At 74.3% G+C, this 18,942-nt stretch carries 14 protein-coding genes; 9 read left to right on the top strand and 5 right to left on the bottom strand.

The genetic code is table 11. The features are described from left to right. Positions 1–173 precede the first annotated feature (173 nt). Both GGQ55_RS03345 and GGQ55_RS03340 read right to left on the bottom strand, forming a co-directional pair. Positions 174–2,174: a serine/threonine-protein kinase gene (locus GGQ55_RS03345; RefSeq protein ID WP_179715111.1), complete on the bottom strand. Its 2,001-nt coding sequence runs from the start codon at positions 2,172–2,174 to the stop codon at positions 174–176. 125 nt (positions 2,175–2,299) lie between these two features. Then, positions 2,300–4,321, bottom strand: coding sequence for a serine/threonine-protein kinase (locus GGQ55_RS03340; protein WP_179715110.1), 2,022 nt, complete (start codon positions 4,319–4,321; stop codon positions 2,300–2,302). A gap of 158 nt (positions 4,322–4,479) precedes the next feature. Here GGQ55_RS03340 and cds1 point away from each other — a divergent pair, with 158 nt between their 5' ends. From cds1 to GGQ55_RS03300, 8 genes are all read left to right on the top strand, one after another. Continuing rightward, on the top strand, positions 4,480–5,580 hold the full coding sequence (gene cds1 / locus GGQ55_RS03335) for an L-cysteine desulfhydrase Cds1 (protein WP_179715109.1): 1,101 nt from the start codon (positions 4,480–4,482) through the stop codon (positions 5,578–5,580). Positions 5,581–5,694: 114 nt separating this feature from the next. Then, entirely contained in the window at positions 5,695–6,474 is a 780-nt protein-coding gene (locus tag GGQ55_RS03330) for an electron transfer flavoprotein subunit beta/FixA family protein (RefSeq protein ID WP_179715108.1), read from the top strand. Between the two features lie 31 nt (positions 6,475–6,505). Then, the gene (locus GGQ55_RS03325) at positions 6,506–7,471 is read left to right on the top strand and encodes an electron transfer flavoprotein subunit alpha/FixB family protein (protein WP_179715107.1); all 966 of its coding nucleotides are present in this window, start codon (positions 6,506–6,508) and stop codon (positions 7,469–7,471) included. Positions 7,472–7,581: 110 nt separating this feature from the next. Then, positions 7,582–8,976 (top strand): MFS transporter, encoded by a 1,395-nt coding sequence (locus GGQ55_RS03320; protein WP_366488648.1) that lies wholly within the window; start codon positions 7,582–7,584, stop codon positions 8,974–8,976. Next, entirely contained in the window at positions 8,973–10,163 is a 1,191-nt protein-coding gene (locus tag GGQ55_RS03315; RefSeq protein WP_179715106.1) for a cysteine desulfurase family protein, read from the top strand. Before GGQ55_RS03320 ends, GGQ55_RS03315 begins: the two co-directional genes overlap by 4 nt. Further along, positions 10,160–11,233 (top strand): tRNA 2-thiouridine(34) synthase MnmA, encoded by a 1,074-nt coding sequence (gene mnmA / locus GGQ55_RS03310; protein WP_179715105.1) that lies wholly within the window; start codon positions 10,160–10,162, stop codon positions 11,231–11,233. The genes GGQ55_RS03315 and mnmA overlap by 4 nt, the downstream gene beginning before the upstream one ends. Before the next feature lie 163 nt (positions 11,234–11,396). Then, complete coding sequence (locus tag GGQ55_RS03305; RefSeq protein WP_179715104.1) at positions 11,397–13,541, top strand: bifunctional metallophosphatase/5'-nucleotidase; 2,145 nt, start codon at positions 11,397–11,399, stop codon at positions 13,539–13,541. A 42-nt stretch (positions 13,542–13,583) separates the two neighbouring features. Next, positions 13,584–14,618, top strand: coding sequence for a methionine synthase (locus GGQ55_RS03300; protein WP_179715103.1), 1,035 nt, complete (start codon positions 13,584–13,586; stop codon positions 14,616–14,618). 1 nt (position 14,619) lies between these two features. On the opposite strand, the gene GGQ55_RS03295 is transcribed toward GGQ55_RS03300, so the two are convergent. Further along, positions 14,620–15,000, bottom strand: coding sequence for a hypothetical protein (locus GGQ55_RS03295; RefSeq protein WP_179715102.1), 381 nt, complete (start codon positions 14,998–15,000; stop codon positions 14,620–14,622). Between the two features lie 75 nt (positions 15,001–15,075). On the opposite strand from GGQ55_RS03295, the gene ligA reads away from it, so the two are divergent. Beyond that, positions 15,076–17,223: an NAD-dependent DNA ligase LigA gene (gene ligA / locus GGQ55_RS03290; protein WP_179715101.1), complete on the top strand. Its 2,148-nt coding sequence runs from the start codon at positions 15,076–15,078 to the stop codon at positions 17,221–17,223. Positions 17,224–17,227: 4 nt separating this feature from the next. On the opposite strand, the gene GGQ55_RS03285 is transcribed toward ligA, so the two are convergent. Together GGQ55_RS03285 and GGQ55_RS03280 are read right to left on the bottom strand one after the other, a co-directional pair. Then, entirely contained in the window at positions 17,228–17,404 is a 177-nt protein-coding gene (locus tag GGQ55_RS03285) for a hypothetical protein (protein ID WP_179715100.1), read from the bottom strand. Positions 17,405–17,489: 85 nt separating this feature from the next. Next, complete coding sequence (locus tag GGQ55_RS03280; RefSeq protein WP_179715099.1) at positions 17,490–18,905, bottom strand: FAD-dependent oxidoreductase; 1,416 nt, start codon at positions 18,903–18,905, stop codon at positions 17,490–17,492. Positions 18,906–18,942: the final 37 nt, after the last annotated feature.

Genomic DNA, 18,942 nt, shown 5'->3' with positions numbered 1-18,942 from the left:
TCGCCTCGGGGACCGGTAAAGGCTCTCGCCCGCCACCCACGGATACGGCACAGTCACGTCCGTGTTCGACGGGCTCCACCACGCGCAGCCGGCCGTGCCGCCGGTTCTCGAAGCGCGTGGTTCCGGGGCGGCGGCCTGGAGCTGCACGCGGTGGCGGGTTCCGGACCCAGAACTCAGCCCGCGGTGAGGTCGAGGACGCTCACGGTGCCCGACTTCGAGTTCGTCACGTAGGCCCGCTCGCCGTCCGGGCGGACGGCGATGCTGGTGGGCGACGTCCCGACCGCCACGGTGTCGGTGACCGTGAAGCTGTCGGTGTCGATCACCGAGACGCTGTCGTCGGCGTTGTCGACCGCGTAGAGGTGCTTGCCGTCGGCGGCCCAGGCGACGTCCTGCGGGTTGCCGCCGACCGGGACGCTGGTCAGCACCTTCCGGCCGGCCGTGTCGACGACGGTGACCGTGCCGCCCTCGTAGTCGGCGACCGCGAGCTCGTCGCCGTCGGGGGAGACGGCCACCGCGTACGGGCCGTCGCCGGCGTCGACGGTGGTGATCGCGCTGCGCGTGCGCGTGTCCAGCACGGTCAGCAGGTCGGACTCGTGGTTGGCCACGTAGGCCCGCCGGCCGTCGGGGGAGAGCGCGACCGCGTGGGGATCGGACGCGACCGGGATCGTCGCGACGAGCGCGTCGCTGGCGGTGTCGACGACGTCGACCCGGCTGGCCGCGTGGCTGGCCACCCAGACGAACCGGCCGTCCGGGGTCACCGCCGCCGAGAAGGGCCGGGCGTCGATCTCGGTCTTGTCCACCTGCCGGCCGGTCTCGGTGTCGAGGGTGACCAGCCAGTTCGCGGTCTGGTCGGCGTTCTTCACGCTGACGTAGACCTGCTGCCCGTCGGGGGAGACCCGGACGTACCAGGCGGGGCCGTCGGCGATCGCGATCGTGTCGACGACCTGGTCGTTCGCGGTGTCGAGCACGGTCACCGTTCCGGCGTCGCGGTTGGCCACGTAGGCCCGCTTCCCGTCGGGGGTGACGTCGACGTAGCCGGGGGTCTCGCCCGCGGGCACGGTGCCGACCACGGTCGGGTGGTCGCCGCTCGCGGCGGCGGACGGGTCGGCCGCCCCGGCGCCGCTCCAGCGCACCGCCGCGAAGACCCCGACGCCCACGACGAGCAGGACGGCGGCGGCGAGCAGGACCGGAACCCGCCACCGATGGCGCGACGGGACGGCCTCGTCGACCGGGACGGGCGCAGGGGGAGGCCCGAGCGGCGTGGGGGTGCGGTCGAACGCGGGCTCGGGGGCAGGCCCGGTGCGGACCGTCTCCGGCGCCCGGATGACGGTCGGCGGGGCGAGGCTGCGCACCGGCGCGACGAGTGCGTGGTGGGCGGCGGCCGCGAGCTCAGGCGCCGTCGCGAACCGGTCCTGCGGCCGCTTGGCCATCCCGCGCCGGATCACCGCGTCCAGCGCCGGCGGGACGTCGGCGACCACGGAGCTGGCCTTCGGCGGGTCCAGGTGCAGGTGGGCGTACATCAGCGCGGGCAGGTCCCCGCCGCGGAACGGCCGCTCGGCGGTGAGGCACTCGTAGAGCACGCAGGCCAGCGAGTAGACGTCGGCCCGGCCGTCGATCGGCTGCTGGGTGAACCGCTCCGGGGCCATGTAGTCCAGCGTGCCGACGGTGGCGCCCGAGACGGTGAGGTTGGTGCGGTCGTTGCCGACCGACCGGGCCACCCCGAAGTCGACGACGTAGACGAAGTCGTTCTTCGTGACCAGCAGGTTCGACGGCTTCACGTCGCGGTGCACGAGCTGCTCGGCGTGCGCCGCGTCCAGCGCCTCGGCGATCTGCCCGAGCAGCCCCACCGCCCGCGCCGGGGCGAGCGGACCCTCCTCGGCCAGGATCGTGCCGATGTCCCGGCCGTCGACCAGCCGCATGTCGATGAACAGCTGCCCGTCGATCTCGCCGAAGTCGTGGATCGGGATGACGTGCGGGTCGCGCAGCCGCGCGGCGACGAACGACTCGCGGCGGAACCGGTTGATGTACTCGGGGTCCTGCGCGAACACCGGGGCGAGCAGCTTCACGGCGACCCACCGGTCCCGGCTGCGGTCGCGGGCCCGGTAGACCTCGCCCATGCCGCCGACGCCGAGCAGCGAGGTGAGCTCGTAGGGCCCGAAGGCGCGGGGCAGCATCCGACCGTCGACCCCCGTCCACCCGTGTCCGGCCCTCGCGGGCGTCCCGCCGTGGTGGGCAGGGAGGGTATGGGGGCGACGGCGCCACGTAAATGCGCTGGTGCGCGAGCCGAACACGGAGCGGATCAGCCGGTCGTCAGGTCCAGCACGCTCACCGTGCCGTCACCCACGTTGGTCACGTAGGCCCGCTCGCCGTCGGGGCGGACGGCGATGCTGCTCGGGGACGTGCCCACCGGCACCGCGGCCGTGCGCCGGTAGGTGCGCGCGTCGACCACGGACACGGTGCCGTCCTCGGCGTCGGCGGTGTAGAGGTGCCGGCCGTCGGGTGCCCAGGCGACGTCCTCAGGGTGGCCGCCGACCCGCGCGGTGGCGAGCACGCGGTTGCTGAGCGTGTCGACGACGGTGACCGTCCCCCCGGTGCGGTCGGCGACCGCCAGCCGGTCCCCGTCGGGGGAGACGGCGACCCCGTAGGGGGCGTCGCCGCCGGGGAGGGTGGCCACGACGCCGCGGGTCCGGGTGTTGAGCACGGTCAGCGTGTCGGTCTCGTGGCTGGCGACGTAGGCCCAGCGGCCGTCGGCGGAGAACGCCACGGCGTGGGGGCTCTCGGCGACGGGGATCGTCGCGGTCACCTCGCCGCGGGCGACGTCGATCACGTCGATCTCCGACTTCTCGTGGCCGGCCACCCAGACCTCGCGGCCGTCGGGGGTGACGGCGGAGGAGAACGGGCGGGGGCCCACCGGCACCGAGGCGACCTCGGTGCCGGCGGCGGGGTCGAGGACGACGACCCGGCTGACCGTCTGGGCGTCGTCCTTGACGCTGACGTAGGCCCGGCGGCCGTCCGGCGAGACCGACACGTACCAGGCCGGCCCGTCGGGGACGTCGACGGTGCCGGTGACCCGGCCGGCCGCGGTGTCCAGCACCCACAGGTCGCGGCCGCGGCCGGCGACGTACGCCGTCCGCCCGTCGGGGGACAGCGCGATGTCGGACGGCGAGACGCCGACGTCCATGGTGGCGACGACGGTCGGGTGCCCGCTGCTCGCGGCCGGTCCGTCGTCGGACCCGGCGCTCACCGCGACGGCGACGCCGGTGCCGGCCAGGACGACGACCGCCCCGACCGCGACGAGCCGGCCACGGGGGCGCCGCCGCGGGGCGACCGGCTCCTCCTGCGGCGGGGCGACCACCGACGTGGTCCGGTTGCCGGAGAACCGGTACGGGGGCGCCGGGGCGAGCAGCCGCGGCCGGTCGACCGGGACGACCTCCGGGCGCCCCCGCGGCGGGCGGGCGGGGCGATCGGTCAGGGGGCCGGGCCCCGCGGCGACCGGCAGCGGGACGCGCAGCGCGGCACGGGCGGCGCCGGCCAGCTCACCGGCCGTGGCGAAGCGGTCCTGCGGCCACCGGGCCATGCCGCGGGCGATGACGTCGTCGAGCGCCGGCGGGACGCCGTCGACGAGCACCGATGCCCGCGGCGGCCGGCGGTGCAGGTGAGCGTCCTGCTGCGCCCGCAGGTCGCCGCCGGGGAACGGCGGCCGGCCGGTCAGGGTCTCGTGCAGCAGGCAGGCGAGGGCGTGGACATCGGTGCGCGCGTCGAGGACGCCGTCGGTGAACTGCTCGGGGGCCAGGTGCTCCAGCGTCTGCACCGTCGCCCCGGTCGCCACCAGCGAGGCCCGGCCGCGGCCGACCGGACGGGCCACGCCGAAATCGGAGAGCAGGACGGCGTCGCCCGGAGCCAGCAGCACGTTCGACGGCTTGACGCCCAGGTGCAGCAGGCCCGCAGCGGCGGCCGTGTCCAGCGCCGCCGCGACCCGGCCGACGATCGCGACCGCGCGTTGCGGGGCCAGGGGGCCCGACCGCGCGAGGACAGCGCCCAGGTCGCGGCCCTCCAACAGGTGCATCGCCACGAAGAGCCGCCGGTGCAGCTCGCCGACCTCGCGCACGGGCAGCAGGAAGGGGGAGCGCAGCCGGGACACCGCGGTCGCGTCGCGCTGCACCCGGAGCACGTACTCGGCGTCGCGGCTCAGCGCGGGGAAGAACAGCTTGAGGGCCACGCGGCGACCCGACCGGGTGTCGCGGGCGCGGTAGACCTCGCCGGTGTCCCCGCTGCCGAGGAACGACAGCAGCTCGAACGGGCCGAACCGCCGGCGGAACATGACCGGATCCCCCTCTCGTGGCCGGCCCGTTCCGGCGCTGGCGCACGGTAGGCGGTGGAGATCGGCAGCGGAACACCGCGGGTCACGATGGGGCCGCAGAGCCCTCGTTCGGAGGAACGCCGTCCACCGGACGGGTGCGCAGGCGGCATCATCGGGCCGTGCAGCCCGATCTCGACCGCTCCGACCGGACCGGCCGCGCGTGGGTGGACCGGGCCGTGGCCGTGGTCGAGGCCGACGCGCTGCGCAGTGCCGACACGCACCTGCTGGTCTACCCGTTGCCCCCGGAGTGGGGTGTCGACCTCTACCTCAAGGACGAGTCGACGCACCCGACCGGCAGCCTGAAGCACCGGCTGGCCCGCTCGCTGTTCCTGTACGGCCTGTGCTCGGGCCAGATCACCGAGGGCGGGACCGTGGTCGAGGCCTCCAGCGGCTCCACCGCGGTCAGCGAGGCGTACTTCGCCCGGATGCTCGGTCTGCCGTTCGTCGCCGTCATGCCGGCGAGCACCAGCCCCGAGAAGATCGCCCTCATCGAGTTCCACGGCGGCCGGTGCCACCTGGTCGCCGATCCGCGGACGGTCTACGACGAGGCGCGGCGGATCGCCGCGGAGACCGGCGGGCACTACCTCGACCAGTTCACCAACGCCGAGCGGGCCACGGACTGGCGGGGCAACAACAACATCGCGGAGTCGGTGTTCTCCCAGCTCGCCCACGAACGCCACCCGCTGCCCGAGTGGGTCGTCGTCGGCGCGGGCACCGGTGGCACGAGCGCCACCATCGGCCGCTACCTGCGCTACCGGCGGCTGCCCACCCGGCTGGCCGTCGTCGATCCCGAGGGCTCGTCGTTCTTCCCCTCCTGGCGGGACGGCGACCCGTCGGTGGCGACCGGCCGCCCCTCGCGGATCGAGGGCATCGGGCGGCCGAGGGTCGAGCCGTCGTTCGTGCCGACGATCGTCGACCGGATGATCTGCGTCCCGGACGCCGCCTCGCTGGCCGCGATGCGCCACCTGGAGCGGGTCACCGGGCGGCGGGCCGGCGGGTCGACGGGCACCAACCTCTGGGGCGCCTTCCGGCTGGTCTCCGAGATGCTCGCGGCGGGGCGCACCGGCAGCGTCGTCACGCTGCTGTGCGACGGCGGCGAGCGGTACGCGCACACCTACTACTCCGACGAGTGGCTGGCCGCGGAGGGGCTCGACCTCGCTCCGCACGCCGCCGTCCTCGAGGACTTCGCCGCGACCGGCCGGTGGAGCGAGCCGGCGTGAGCCGCGTCACCCGGGTCCCCGAGCGCAGGTCCGTTACCGGCCAGTAACCTCCATGATCGGAGCTAGGCGGGCGGCAGGCCCGCATCCTGAGCCATCGCGGAGGTAGTCCTGGCGATGAACATCGTCGTTCTGGTCAAGCAGGTCCCCGATTCCGGCAGCGCCCGTGCGCTGGACCCGTCGGACAACACCGTGGCGCGGGCGACCGCGGACAACGTGATCAACGAGATGGACGAGTACGCCATCGAGGAGGCGCTGCAGGTCCGCGACCGGGAGGGCGGCGAGGTCACCGTCCTCACCGTCGGCCCGGACTCGGCGACCGACGCGATCCGCAAGGCGCTGTCCATGGGCGCGGACAAGGCCGTGCACGTCTCCGACGAGGCGATCCACGGGTCGGACGCGATCGCCACCTCGGCCGTCCTGGCCGCTGCCCTGGGGCAGCTGGAGTACGACCTGATCCTGTGCGGCGCCGAGGCGACCGACGCCCAGATGTCGGTGATGCCGGCGCTGCTGTCCGAGCGGCTGGGCATCCCGCAGCTGTCGGGCGCGCGCAAGCTGACGATCGAGGGCGGCACCGCCAAGGTCGAGCGGCAGACCGACGCCGGCTACTGGGCGCTGGAGGCGCCGCTGCCGGCGATCGTGTCCACCTGGGACTCGATCAACGAGCCGCGCTACCCCTCCTTCAAGGGGATCATGGCCGCCAAGAAGAAGCCGGTGGAGAGCAAGTCGCTGGCCGACCTCGGCGTCGACGCCGGCACCGTGGGCCTGGGCAACGCCACCACGCAGGTCGTGGACTTCGCGCCGCGGCCGCCGAAGGGCGCCGGCGTCAAGGTGACCGACGAGGGCGACGGCGCCGAGAAGCTGGTCGGCTTCCTCGCCGAGCAGAAGATCGTCTGACCCGGACCGATCCGAGACAAAGGAGATAGTCATGGCTGAGGTCCTGGTCCTCGTCGAGCTCAACCCCGACGGTCAGGGAGTCCGCAAGACGACGCTGGAGGCGCTGACCGCCGCCCGCGCGCTGGGTGAGCCGTCCGCCGTCGTCGCGGGTGCCCCCGGCGCCGCGGCCGGCGCCAAGGACGCGCTGGCCGAGTACGGCGCGGCCAAGGTCTACGTCGCCGAGTCGCCCGACATCGACGGCTACCTGGTCGCCCCCAAGGCCGAGGTGCTCGCCTCGCTGGTCGAGCGCGTCTCGCCCGCCGCGGTCGTCATCCCGTCCTCGCCGGAGGGCAAGGAGGTCGCCGCCCGCCTGGCGGTGAAGACGAACTCCGGCTTCCTGACCGACGTCACCGAGATCGCCGCCGACGGCACCGCGACCCAGGTGGCGTTCGCCGGGCAGGTCATCGTGCACTCGAAGGTCACCACCGGGACGCCGATCTACACCCTGCGCGGCAATTCGGTCACCCCCGAGCCGGCGTCGGGTGCGGCGGCCGAGGAGGCCGTCGACGTGGCGCTGTCCGACGCCGCCAAGGCGGTCACGGTCACCGACCGGGTCGTCGAGCAGAAGTCGTCCCGGCCGGAGCTGACCGAGGCCTCGATCGTCGTCTCCGGCGGTCGCGGTGTGGCCAGCGCCGAGAACTTCTCCCTGATCGAGGGGCTGGCCGACTCCCTCGGCGCCGCCGTGGGTGCCTCCCGGGCCGCGGTCGACTCCGGCTTCTACCCGCACACCTTCCAGGTGGGGCAGACCGGCAAGACCGTCTCGCCGAACCTCTACATCGCCGTCGGCATCTCCGGCGCCATCCAGCACCGCGCCGGCATGCAGACCAGCAAGACGATCGTCGCCGTCAACAAGGACCCCGAGGCGCCGATCTTCGAGCTGGCCGACTTCGGTGTCGTCGGCGACCTGTTCCAGGTCGTCCCCGCCGCCACCGAGCAGATCACCGCCCGCAGGGGCTGAGCACCACCAGCGCGTTCCGTCCGGGCGTCGATCCCCTCGGGGGTCGGCGCCCGGCGTCGTCTCGCGGAAAGCATTCGCGGGCCGGCGTGGTTGGGCGGAAGGTGGGTCAGGTGGACGGCGGAAGTGCGCGGCTGCTCGATCGCGCGCACCGGCTGACCACCTCCGGTCTGGTCCTGCTGGTCACGTTCGTCGCCTTCGAGGCCATGGCGGTCGGGACGGCGATGCCGACCGCGGTCGCCGAGCTGCACGGGCTGGCCTGGTACGCCTGGCCGTTCAGCGCCTTCCTCGTCGCGCAGGTGGTCGGCATGGTCGTCGGCGGCGACCTGGGCGACCGCCGCGGCGCCCGGGTGGCGCTGCCCTGGGGCGTGGCCGCGTTCGCCGCCGGCCTGCTCGTCGCGGGGCTGGCCGGGAACATGGCCGTCTTCGTCGCCGGCCGGGCGGTGCAGGGCTTCGGCGGCGGGGTGATCTCCGTCGTCCTCTACGTCGTCGCCGGGCAGGCCTACGCGCCCCGGCTGCGGCCGCGGCTGTTCGGTGCGATCAGCGCGGCCTGGGTGCTGCCGGCCCTGGTCGGGCCGGTGGTCGCCGGGCTGCTCACCACGCACGCGAGCTGGCGCTGGGTCTTCCTCGGGCTGCTGCCGCTGATCGCCCTCAGCCTCGGGCTGGTGCTGCCCGCGGTCCGCGCGCTCCCGGCCACCGGCAGCGGGCTGAAGTCGTCGGCGGCCCGCCGGTGGTGGGCGCTGCTCGCCGGGGTCGGCATCGCCGGGCTGCAGTACGCCGGCCAGCGCCGCGATCTGCTCGCGCTGGCGATCGCCGTCGCCGGCGTCGCCGCGCTCCTGGCCGGGCTGCGACCGCTGCTGCCGGCCGGCACCGGCCGGGCGGCCCGCGGGTTGCCCGCCGTGGTCGCCTGCCGCGGTCTGCTCGCCGGTGCCTTCTTCGGCATGGACGCCCTCCTGCCGCTCACGCTCACCGAGGTGCACGGCCTGAGCCCGACCGCGGTCGGCATCCCGCTCACCGCCGGTGCGGTCGGCTGGGCGGCGGCCTCGCACCTGCAGGGCCGCTTCCCCTCGGTGGCGCGCGAGCGCCTGCTGCGCGCCGGCTTCGCCCTGCTCGCCCTCGGCCTGGCCGGCACCGCGCTCGCCGCCGTCCCGGCGCTCGGGGGTTGGCCGGCCTACGGCACGTGGGCGATCGCCGGACTCGGCATGGGTCTCGGGATGCCGGCGCTCGGCGTGCTGCTGCTCGACCTCTCGCCGGAGCACCGCCGCGGAGCCGACTCCGCCGCGCTGCAGATCGCCGACGTCACGTCCTCGGCGCTGTGCATCGGACTGGCCGGCGTGCTGGTCGCGGCGGCCACCGCCGGCGCCCTGTCGCTGCCCGCCGCCGTCCTCGTCTCGATCGCGGTGTTCACGCTGCTCGCCCTGGTCGGGGTGCGGTTGTCCGGCCGAGCGGGTGCCCGGGTTCCGCAGCCGGGGGCCGCGGAGGGCGCGACTACATTGAGTGCGTCATGACCTATCTGGACCACGCGGCCACGACCCCGGTGCTGCCCGAGGTGCTGACCGCGATGACCGAGCAGCTCGGCCGCGTGGGCAACGCCTCGTCGCTGCACGCCAGCGGCCGGGCGGCCCGCCGCGAGGCCGAGCAGTCGCGCGAGCGGCTGGCCGAGGCGCTGGGCGCCCGGCCGTCGGAGGTGCTGTTCACCGGCGGCGGCACCGAGAGCGACAACCTCGCCGTCAAGGGGCTGTTCTGGGCGCGCCGCAGCGCCGACTCGCGGCGCCGGCGGGTCGTCGTCAGCCCGGCCGAGCACCACGCCGTCCTCGACAGCGTCGAGTGGCTGGCCAAGCACGACGGCGCCGACGTCACCTGGTTGTCGGTCGAGCCGACCGGCCGGGTGACCCCGGAGGCGCTGGCCGAGGCGCTGGGGGACGGCACCGACGTCGCCGTGGCCAGCGTCATGTGGGCCAACAACGAGATCGGCACGGTCAGCGACGTGGCCGCGCTCGCCGCCGTCGCGCACGCCGTCGGCGTCCCGCTGCACACCGACGCCGTCCAGGCCGTCGGTCAGGTGCCGGTGGACTTCGGCGCCAGCGGGGTCGACGCGCTCACGATGACCGGGCACAAGCTCGGCGGACCCATGGGCGCGGGCGCGCTGCTGCTGCGCCGCGACGCCGAGTGCACGCCGCTGCTGCACGGCGGCGGTCAGGAGCGCGACGTCCGGTCCGGCACCCTCGACGTCGCCGCCATCGTGGGCCTGCAGGTGGCGACGACGACCGCCGTCGCCTCGCGCGAGGAGCGGGCGGCCCGGCTGGCCCAGCTGCGCGACCGGCTGGTCGCCGGTGTCGTCGAGCGGGTGCCCGACGCGCAGCTCAACGGCGCGCCCCTGGACGACGTCCTGGCAGGCGGGCCCGGCCGGCTGCCCGGCAACGCCCACCTGTCCTTCCCGGGTGCCGAGGGCGACGCGCTGCTCATGCTGCTCGACGCCCGAGGCGTCGAGTGCTCGACCGGCTCGGCCTGCAGCGCCGGCGTCGCCCGCCCCAGCCACGTGCTGCTCGCCGTCGGCGCCGACCCCGACCGGGCCCGCAGCTCGCTGCGCTTCAGCCTGGGCCACACGTCGACCGACGCCGACGTCGACGCCCTGCTCGAGGTGATCGCGCCGGTGGTGGAGCGGGCCCGACGGGCGGGCATGGGGACCCGATGAGGATCCTCGCCGCGATGAGCGGGGGAGTGGACTCCGCCGTCGCCGCCGCGCTCGCCGTCGACGCCGGCCACGACGTCACCGGCGTCCACCTCGCGCTCTCCCCGGACCGGCAGACCCTGCGCAGCGGCGCCCGGGGGTGCTGCAGCGTCGAGGACGCGCACGACGCCCGGCGGGTCGCCGACGAGCTGGGCATCCCGTTCTACGTCTGGGACCTCGCCGAGCGCTTCCGCGAGGACGTCGTCGAGGACTTCGTGGCCGAGTACGCCGCGGGCCGGACGCCCAACCCGTGCCTGCGCTGCAACGAGAAGATCAAGTTCTCGGCGGTGCTGGACCGGGCGCGGGCGCTCGGCTTCGACGCCGTCGTCACCGGTCACCACGCCCGGCTCGCCGACGGCGAGCTGCGCCGGTCGGTCGACGCGGCCAAGGACCAGTCCTACGTCCTCGGCGTGCTCACCGCCGAGCAGCTGGCCGGGGCGGTGTTCCCGCTCGGCGGCATGACCAAGGACCGGGTGCGCGCGATCGCCGCCGAGCGCGGCTTCGGCGTCGCCGCGAAGCCCGACTCGCACGACATCTGCTTCATCCCGGACGGCGACACCCGCGGGTTCCTGGCCCGGCGGCTGGGCAGCCGGCCCGGGCCGCTGGTCGACGCGGCGACCGGGACGACGGTCGGTGAGCACGACGGCACCTACGGGTTCACCGTCGGCCAGCGCCGGGGGCTCGGCGTCGCCGTCGGCGACTCGCGCCCGCGCTACGTGCTCGGCATCGAGCCGGTCAGCCGGACGGTGACGATCGGGACGGCGGAGCTGGCCGGCGTCGGCGAGGTCCGCACCGGTCGGCCGACGTGGACCGGCGCGGTGCCCGTGCTGCCGATGCGCGCCGAGGTGCAGCTGCGCGCGCACGGGACCCCCGTGGCCTGCGAGGTCCGTCCGGACGACGACGGCGGGCTGGTGCTGGAGCTGGCCGAGCAGCAGCGCGGCGTGGCTCCCGGCCAGTCCGCGGTGCTCTACCAGCCGGATCGCGACCGGGGTGACCGGGTGCTCGGACAAGGGGCTGTCCTTACCGCGGCGTGAACTCGCCGCTACTTTTCGTCACCGACTCTTGGTTTCCGGAACCCGGCGGGATAGCGTCCTCCCGAGCCACTTCCTGAGCAAAGCTTGTGAGCTCGGCTCACCACATCGCCCTCGAGGCCGCCTGACCGGTGGTCTGTTCCCGCATGCCCTGTGGAGGACTCTCTTGCGCCGAAAGCGCCTCTCCCTCGCCGCCGCGCTCGCGGTGGCCACCTCTGCCGCCGTGGTGGCGACACCGCTCGCGGCCAACGCCGCGGACCCCGACATCCCGGTCCAGCTGATCGCGATGAACGACTTCCACGGCCGGATCTCCGAGACCACCCAGGGCGACGCCACCCTGATCGACGACAACGGCGTCACGCAGACCGTCGGCGGCTCGGCGCACGTCGCCGCGACCGTCGAGAACCTGCAGAGCGCCTTCGCGACCGCCAACAACGGCAGCGCGGACTCGTTCTTCGTCGGCGCCGGCGACCTGATCAGCGCCTCGCCGTTCGAGTCGAGCGTCTTCAAGGACGAGCCGACGATCGAGGTCCTCAACGCCATGGGCCTGGACGTCTCCTCGGTGGGCAACCACGAGTTCGACCGCGGGACCGACGGGCTGCGCCGGGTCTCGGCCGCGACCGACGGCTACGAGGCGACCCACGGCGGCACGGTCGGCGCCTGCGACGGCGTCACCCCCGGCGTCGACGGCTGCTGGGCCGACAGCACGGGCGCGACCTTCCACGGCGCGGACTTCCCGTACCTCGCGGCGAACGTCGTCGACAAGACGACCCGGCAGCCGATCCTCCCGCCGTACCAGGTGTTCGACGTGGCCGGTGGCAAGAAGGTCGCGCTGATCGGCGTCGTCACCAAGACCACCCCGACCCTGGTCTCGCCCGACGGCATCGCCGACGTCGACTTCCTCGACGAGGCGACCGCGGTGAACACCTACGTGCCCGAGCTCGAGGCCCAGGGCATCCGGGCCATCGGCGTGCTGATCCACGAGGGCGGCCAGCAGAACGGCGGCGCCGACGTGACGCAGCCCAACGACTGCACCGACCTGACCGGGCCGATCGTCGACATCAACAACCGGATCGACCCGGCGGTCGACCTCATCGTCAGCGCGCACTCGCACCAGCAGTACAACTGCACGCTGCCCGTGCCGGGCGGCCAGCCGCGGCTGGTCACGCAGGCCGGCTACTACGGCCGCCTGGTCACCGACATCCGCCTGTCGCTGAACCCGAGCACCGGCGACGTCGACCGCACGGCGACCTACTCGGCCCAGAACACGCCGGTGCTCCGCAATGTCACGGACACGCACGTCCAGGACATCGTGAACTACTGGCTGGCCCGCTCGGCCGAGTCGGGCAAGCAGGTCGTCGGCTCGACCACCGCCGCCATCAACCGGGCGAAGAACTCGGCCGGCGCGGCGGTGCGGGACCGGGAGTCGCCGCTCGGCGACCTGGTCGCGCAGATGCAGCTCTGGGCGCTGCAGCAGCAGGACCAGTTCGGCCACCCGGTGGTCGCGTTCATGAACCCGGGCGGTCTGCGCACCGACATCCCGGGACCGGGGGACACGACCTACAAGCAGCTGTTCGACGTCCAGCCGTTCGGCAACACGGTCAACGCGATCACGCTGACCGGCGCGGACATCAAGCAGGTGCTGGAGGAGCAGTTCGGCCTCGACCAGCCGCGCGGCACGCAGCTGTTCCTGGGCACGTCGGAGGGGCTGACCTACAACTTCGACCCGAGCCGGGCCTACGGCGACCGCGTCGACCCGCTGTCGATCACGCTCAACGGCACGCCGATCGACCCGGCCGCGCAGTACCGCGTGGTGGCGAACTCGTTCCTGGTCGCCGGTGGTGACGGCTTCAGCGGCTTCACCCACGGCGCGAACCCGGTGACGGGTCCGGTCGACGTCGACACGGCGGTGTCGTACTTCCAGACGCACTCGCCGGTCGCCCCGCCGGCGGCGAACCACGCCACCCAGACGTCGGACCGGATCGCCTCGGCGTCGATCAGCAACGCGACGCCGACCCGCGGCGACCAGGTCACCGTCACCGGCAAGGACTTCGCCCCCGGCGAGAAGGTCAAGGCCACGCTGGACGACGGCCGCACCGTCGGGACGACGAAGGCCGACTCCACCGGCGCGGTCACGGTGTCCTTCCGGGTGCCGACCAACCTGGCCCAGGGCTCGCACACGGTCACGCTGACCGCGGCCTCGGGGGAGAAGGCGAGCACCGGCTTCACGCTGGCGCCGGTGGCCACCGACGTCAAGACGGTGGTCACGCAGGTGATCAGCGCGATCCTGGCCTGGCTGTTCCACCACTGACCGGTCCGGGACCACGGCGGCGGCTGGACTACGGTCGCCGTCGTGGTCCCGTCGTCCGAACCAGCGCAGCCTGACCACAGCGACCAGCCGAGGCCGGTCCCCGCACCCTGGGGGCCGGCCTCGGGCGTCGGGTCCCTGCCCGGCACCGACCCGGCCGAGGCGGTCCGCCTCGTGCTGGGGGAGCTGCCGGGGTTCCCGCACCTCCCCGAGCTGCCTGCCCGCGGTCCCGGCGCCGACATGATCGGGCGCACCGCGGCCCTGCTCGTCGACGTCGCGGTCGACCTCACCCCGGCCGGCTGGCGGCTGGTGCCCCGCGGCGGGCTGGACCTGCGACGAGCCAAGGACCTGCTCGAGCGCGACCTCGACGCGCTGACCGAGCTCGCCGACGGTTACACCGGCCCGTTCAAGGTGCAGGCCGCCGGCCCGTTCACGCTGGCCGCCGGGCTCGAGCGCATGCGCGGTGACCGGGCGGTGGTCGATCCCGGTGCCCGCCGCGACCTCGCGCAGTCGCTGGCCGAGGGGTTGTCCGCGCACGCTGCTGGGGTCGCCGCGCGCGTGCCGGGCGCCCGCGTCGTCGTCCAGCTCGACGAGCCGTCGCTGCCGGCCGCCGTCCAGGGATCGCTGCCGACGGCGAGCGGCTACGGCAGGCTCCCGGCGATCGAGGCGAGCGTCGTCGAGCAGGAGCTGGGCGCGGCAGTGGCCGCGCTGCCCGACCCCGTCGTCGTCCACTGCTGCACCACCCGGGCGCCGCTCGACCTGTTCCGGGGAGCCGGTGCCGCCGCGGTCTCCTTCGACTCCGGCCTCGTCCAGGACCTCGACGCGATCGGCACCGCCGTCGAGGCCGGCACGCACCTGCTGGTCGGCGTCGTCCCGGGCACCGACAGTCCCCTCGGGACGCCGAAGGCCACTGCCTCCCGACTGCAGAGCCTGTGGCGCGAGCTCGGCTTCCCCGCCGAGAACCTGCACACCGCGGTCACGCTCACCCCCGTGTGCGGGCTGGCCGGCGCCACTCCTGCCTACGCGCGCGCCGCGATGGCGCACGTGCGCGAGGCGGCGAAGTACCTCCTGCCGGAGTAGCTCACCGCAGGGTGCCGACGACGGCCACCGCCGTCCCGTCCTTCGGGCAGCACCACCATGCCGCGTCGTCGCGTACCTCCGTTGTCAGCGGGTGGGTCGTGGGGTGGTGCGGGCACGGCGGCCAGTTGGTCGGGCGGCTGCCCCACAGCTCCTCGACCGCCCACTCCTGCACCTGGTCGGCGACGTGGGCCACCTGGAGAGCCCGAGAGTCACCGAGGTGCACCCAGATGCCCGTCCCGCCGTCGTCGGGACTCCACAACATCGCGCTTGCCACCTGGCCCTGAGCGGTCCAGTCCTCGTCGTCCACCCGGGGAACCGGTCCCCCGGTGGTCTCGAGGTCGTGGAGAACGGGCGCGAGGGCGCGAGCGAGCTCGACGTGCACGAGGCCCATCGTGACCTGTTCGCCCCGGTGGGTGGATGCCGGTTCGCCGTCGTACCCGGCGGATACGGTTCGGTCGTGACGAGCGAAGCCGAGATCGACGAGCCGCAGGTGGCGGCGGCAGCCGACCGCGAGGACCTCACCCAGGTGCCGGACGACGCCCGCACCCGGCACCGGGACCTCTCCGAGCTCCTCGACAGGTACGCCTTCGCCTACTACGTGCGCGACGAGCCGCTGGTCAGCGACGGCCAGTACGACGAGGTGATGGGCGAGCTCAAGGGCATCGAGGCCGCCCACCCGGCGCTGGTCACGCCGGACTCACCGAGCCAGAAGGTCAACGGCGGGTTCACCGCGACGTTCGCCCCGGTCCAGCACCTGGAGCGGATGCAGAGCCTGGACAACGTGTTCAGCCGCGAGGAGCTGGAGGCGTGGGCCGCCCGCGTCGAGCGGGACGCCGGCTCGGGCGTCAGCTGGTTGTGCGAGCTCAAGATCGACGGGCTGGCCGTCGCCTTGCTGTACGAGAACGGCCGGCTGGTCCGTGCGGCCACCCGCGGCGACGGCGTCACCGGCGAGGACGTCACCGCCAACGTCCGCACGATGCAGGACATCCCCCAGCAGCTGAGCGGCGAGAACCTGCCCGAGCGGCTCGAGGTGCGCGGGGAGATCTACTTCCCGGTCGCCGCGTTCGCCGACCTCAACGCCTCGATGGTCGAGCAGGGCAAGGCCCCGTTCGCCAACCCGCGCAACGCCGCCGCCGGCTCGCTGCGGCAGAAGGACCCGCGGATCACCGCGAGCCGTCCGCTGCGGCTGATCGTGCACGGCATCGGCGCGCACGACGGGTGGCAGCCCGAGCGGCAGTCGCAGGCCTACGACCGGCTGCGCGAGCTGGGCCTGCCCACCAGCGACCGCTACCAGGTGGTCGACGACCTCGAGGGCGTGTGGGCGTTCATCGAGAACTACCGCGAGAACCGGCACTCGGTCGCGCACGAGATCGACGGCGTCGTGGTCAAGGTCGACCAGATCGCGCTGCAGCGGCGGCTCGGTTCGACCTCGCGGGCGCCCCGCTGGGCGATCGCGTTCAAGTACCCGCCGGAGGAGGCCACGACCAAGCTCCTCGACATCCGGGTCAACGTCGGCCGCACCGGGCGGGTCACCCCGTTCGCGTTCATGGAGCCGGTGAAGGTGGCCGGCTCGACGGTGCAGCTGGCCACCCTCCACAACGCCAGCGAGGTCAAGCGCAAGGGCGTGCTCATCGGCGACACCGTCGTCATCCGCAAGGCCGGCGACGTCATCCCCGAGGTGCTGGGCCCGGTGGTCGCGGCGCGCACCGGCGACGAGCACGAGTTCGAGATGCCCACGCACTGCCCGGAGTGCGGCACCGAGCTGCGGCCGGAGAAGGAGGGCGACGCCGACATCCGCTGCCCGAACTCCCGCTCCTGCCCCGCCCAGCTGCGGGAGCGCGTCTTCCACGTCGCCGGGCGCGGCGCCTTCGACATCGAGAACCTCGGCTACGAGGCCGCCACCTCGCTGCTGGCGAGCGGTCTCCTGCAGGACGAGGGCGACCTGTTCTTCCTCGACGCCGAGAAGCTCGAGCGGTCGGACTTCTACACGAAGAAGGACGGCACGCTGTCGGCCAACGGCCAGAAGCTGCTGGCCAACCTGCAGACCCGCAAGGACGTCCCGCTGTGGCGGGTGCTGGTCGGGCTGTCGATCCGCCACGTCGGCCCGACCGCGGCGCAGGCGCTGGCGCGCGACTTCCGCTCGCTGGACCGGATCGCCGAGGCGAGCGAGGAGGAGCTCGCGGCGGCCGACGGCGTCGGTCCGACCATCGCCACGGCGATCCGCGACTGGTTCGCCGTCGACTGGCACCGCGAGCTCGTCGAGAAGTGGCGGTCCGCGGGGGTGCGGATGGCCGACGAGGGGGAGGACGCCGGACCGGGCCCGCTCACCGGCGTCACCGTCGTCGTCACCGGGTCGCTGCGCGACTACAGCCGCGACCAGGCCACCGCAGCGATCCAGGAGCGCGGCGGCAAGGTCACCGGCTCGGTCAGCAAGAAGACCGGGTTCGTCGTCGTCGGGGCCGACCCGGGCAGCAAGTACGACAAGGCCGTGCAGGTCAAGGTCCCGATCCTGGACGACGACGGCTTCCGGGTCCTGCTCGAGCAGGGCCCGGACGCCGCCCGCGAGGTCGCCACCATCGGGGACGGCTCCGAACCCGCGGAGTAGCCGATCAGCGGCCTTCGCTCAGCCGCAGCGTGATGTCGTCCGACGCCGCGACGTCGAGGGCGTCCTGGTCGGTGATCGAGGTGCCGAAGCCGGCCCGCCGGTCGTCGTCCTCCGACGTCGGTCGTGCCGTGACGTCGGTGTCGGGGTCGTCGCTGCGCCCCGTCGGAGTGCTCTCGCTCATGGCGTTCTCCCTCCGCGCGCGGGCGGCCGGATGCGCCCGGCGCTACGAACGATCGCGCGCCACGTGGCCGCCGCGCCAGGGTCCTTCAGGCGGCGATCGCGTCGAGCACGTCGGCGCGGGTCGGACCCGGGAACGGGTACCGCGGCGCGGGCCTCGACAGCAGCCGCCCGACGACGCTCTGGTCGGCGAACACCGACTGCGGCGGGTCGAGCAGCAGTGCCAGCCGGCCGTAGAGGCGCAGCCCGTCTGGGTCGGTCGCCGCGGCGGCCGCCACCGCCTTGGCCAGCGCCCAGGCCGGGTCGTCGCTCTCGTAGGGCCGGCCGGTGCGCTCGCCGGCCAGCTCGGCGATCCGGTGCCGGTCGAAGGCCAGCGTGGCCCGGAAGACGGGTTCCACCACCGCGGCGGTGGCGTCGTCGAACCGGCGCACGACCTTGTCGGCGTCGCCGAGGTCGACCTCCCGCAGCACCTGCTGCAGCAGCCGGGCGTGCATCGCGCCGATCGACGCGCCACGCCCCAGCGAGGGGTTGGTGCAGGCCCAGGAGTCGCCGACGGTGACCAGCCCGGTGACGACGGGCTCCCCGCCGATGACCAGCCGCCGGTGCCGGTCCTCGAGGCCGGCCATCACGTCGACGCCGGTGATCGGCTCGATCCCCGGGCCGACCGTCCAGTGCGCGATCAGCGGGCAGCGGGCGAGGGCGGCCTGCCAGACGGCGGGGTCGCGCAGCGCCCGCATCGGGTGGTCGGCCGAGCTGGTGATGATCCCGACCGACCAGGTCCCGTGATCGGCCGGCAGCGTGATGGTCGAGAACGGGGCGTAGTGCTGCAGCAACGGCCCCATCGCGGGCGGCATGCCGCCGTCGGCGGACCGGAAGTGCCGGGCGTAGTAGACGAAGCCGGCGTCCTCGCGCTCCTCGACGGGCGGCCGGGCGCCGATCGCGCAGAGCCAGTCCTGCATCCGTGCGCGGCGTCCCCGGCAGTCGACGACGAGGTCCGCCGCGATCCGTTCGCCGTCCGAGGTCCGGATGCCGGCGACGTGCGGCACTCCGGGGGACGTCGGCGTCCCGGCGAGGAAGCCGTCGGCCGCCACCCCGCGCCGGATCGACACCCCCGGGGTTCGCGCGGCCACCCCGGCCAGCACCGCCTCGAGCACGGGGCGGCGGGCGGTGACCGTCGTGAACCGCTCGTCGCCCGGCCGGGCCGGGCCGCGGCGCTCCTGCGGCGCGGCGAGGATCGGGTTCAGGCGCATGCCGCCGGCGGCGACCAGGTCGTCGAGCACCTCCGGCAGCGCGTCCTCGAGCTCCTCGCGCCAGCGCGGCAGCATGAAGTGGGGCTGGCGGAACTGGCCGACCCCGGACCGCTCCCAGTGGTCCCACGCCCGGCCGGCGGGCGGGGGCGTGGCCGGGTCGCGTTCGAGCACCGTCACGCGGTGCCCGTCGCGCGCGAGCAGCATCGCCGTCGTCAGGCCGTGCATGCCGGCGCCGAGGACCGTGATCGTGGACATCGTCGTCTCCCCTCCGGGGTCGTGGTGAGCCGGAGGG

The sequence above is a fragment of the Petropleomorpha daqingensis genome, from assembly GCF_013408985.1.
Classification (GTDB): domain Bacteria; phylum Actinomycetota; class Actinomycetes; order Mycobacteriales; family Geodermatophilaceae; genus Petropleomorpha; species Petropleomorpha daqingensis.
The sequence above is the reverse complement of the archived record's forward strand: the minus strand, read 5'-3'. Positions and strand labels throughout refer to the sequence as shown.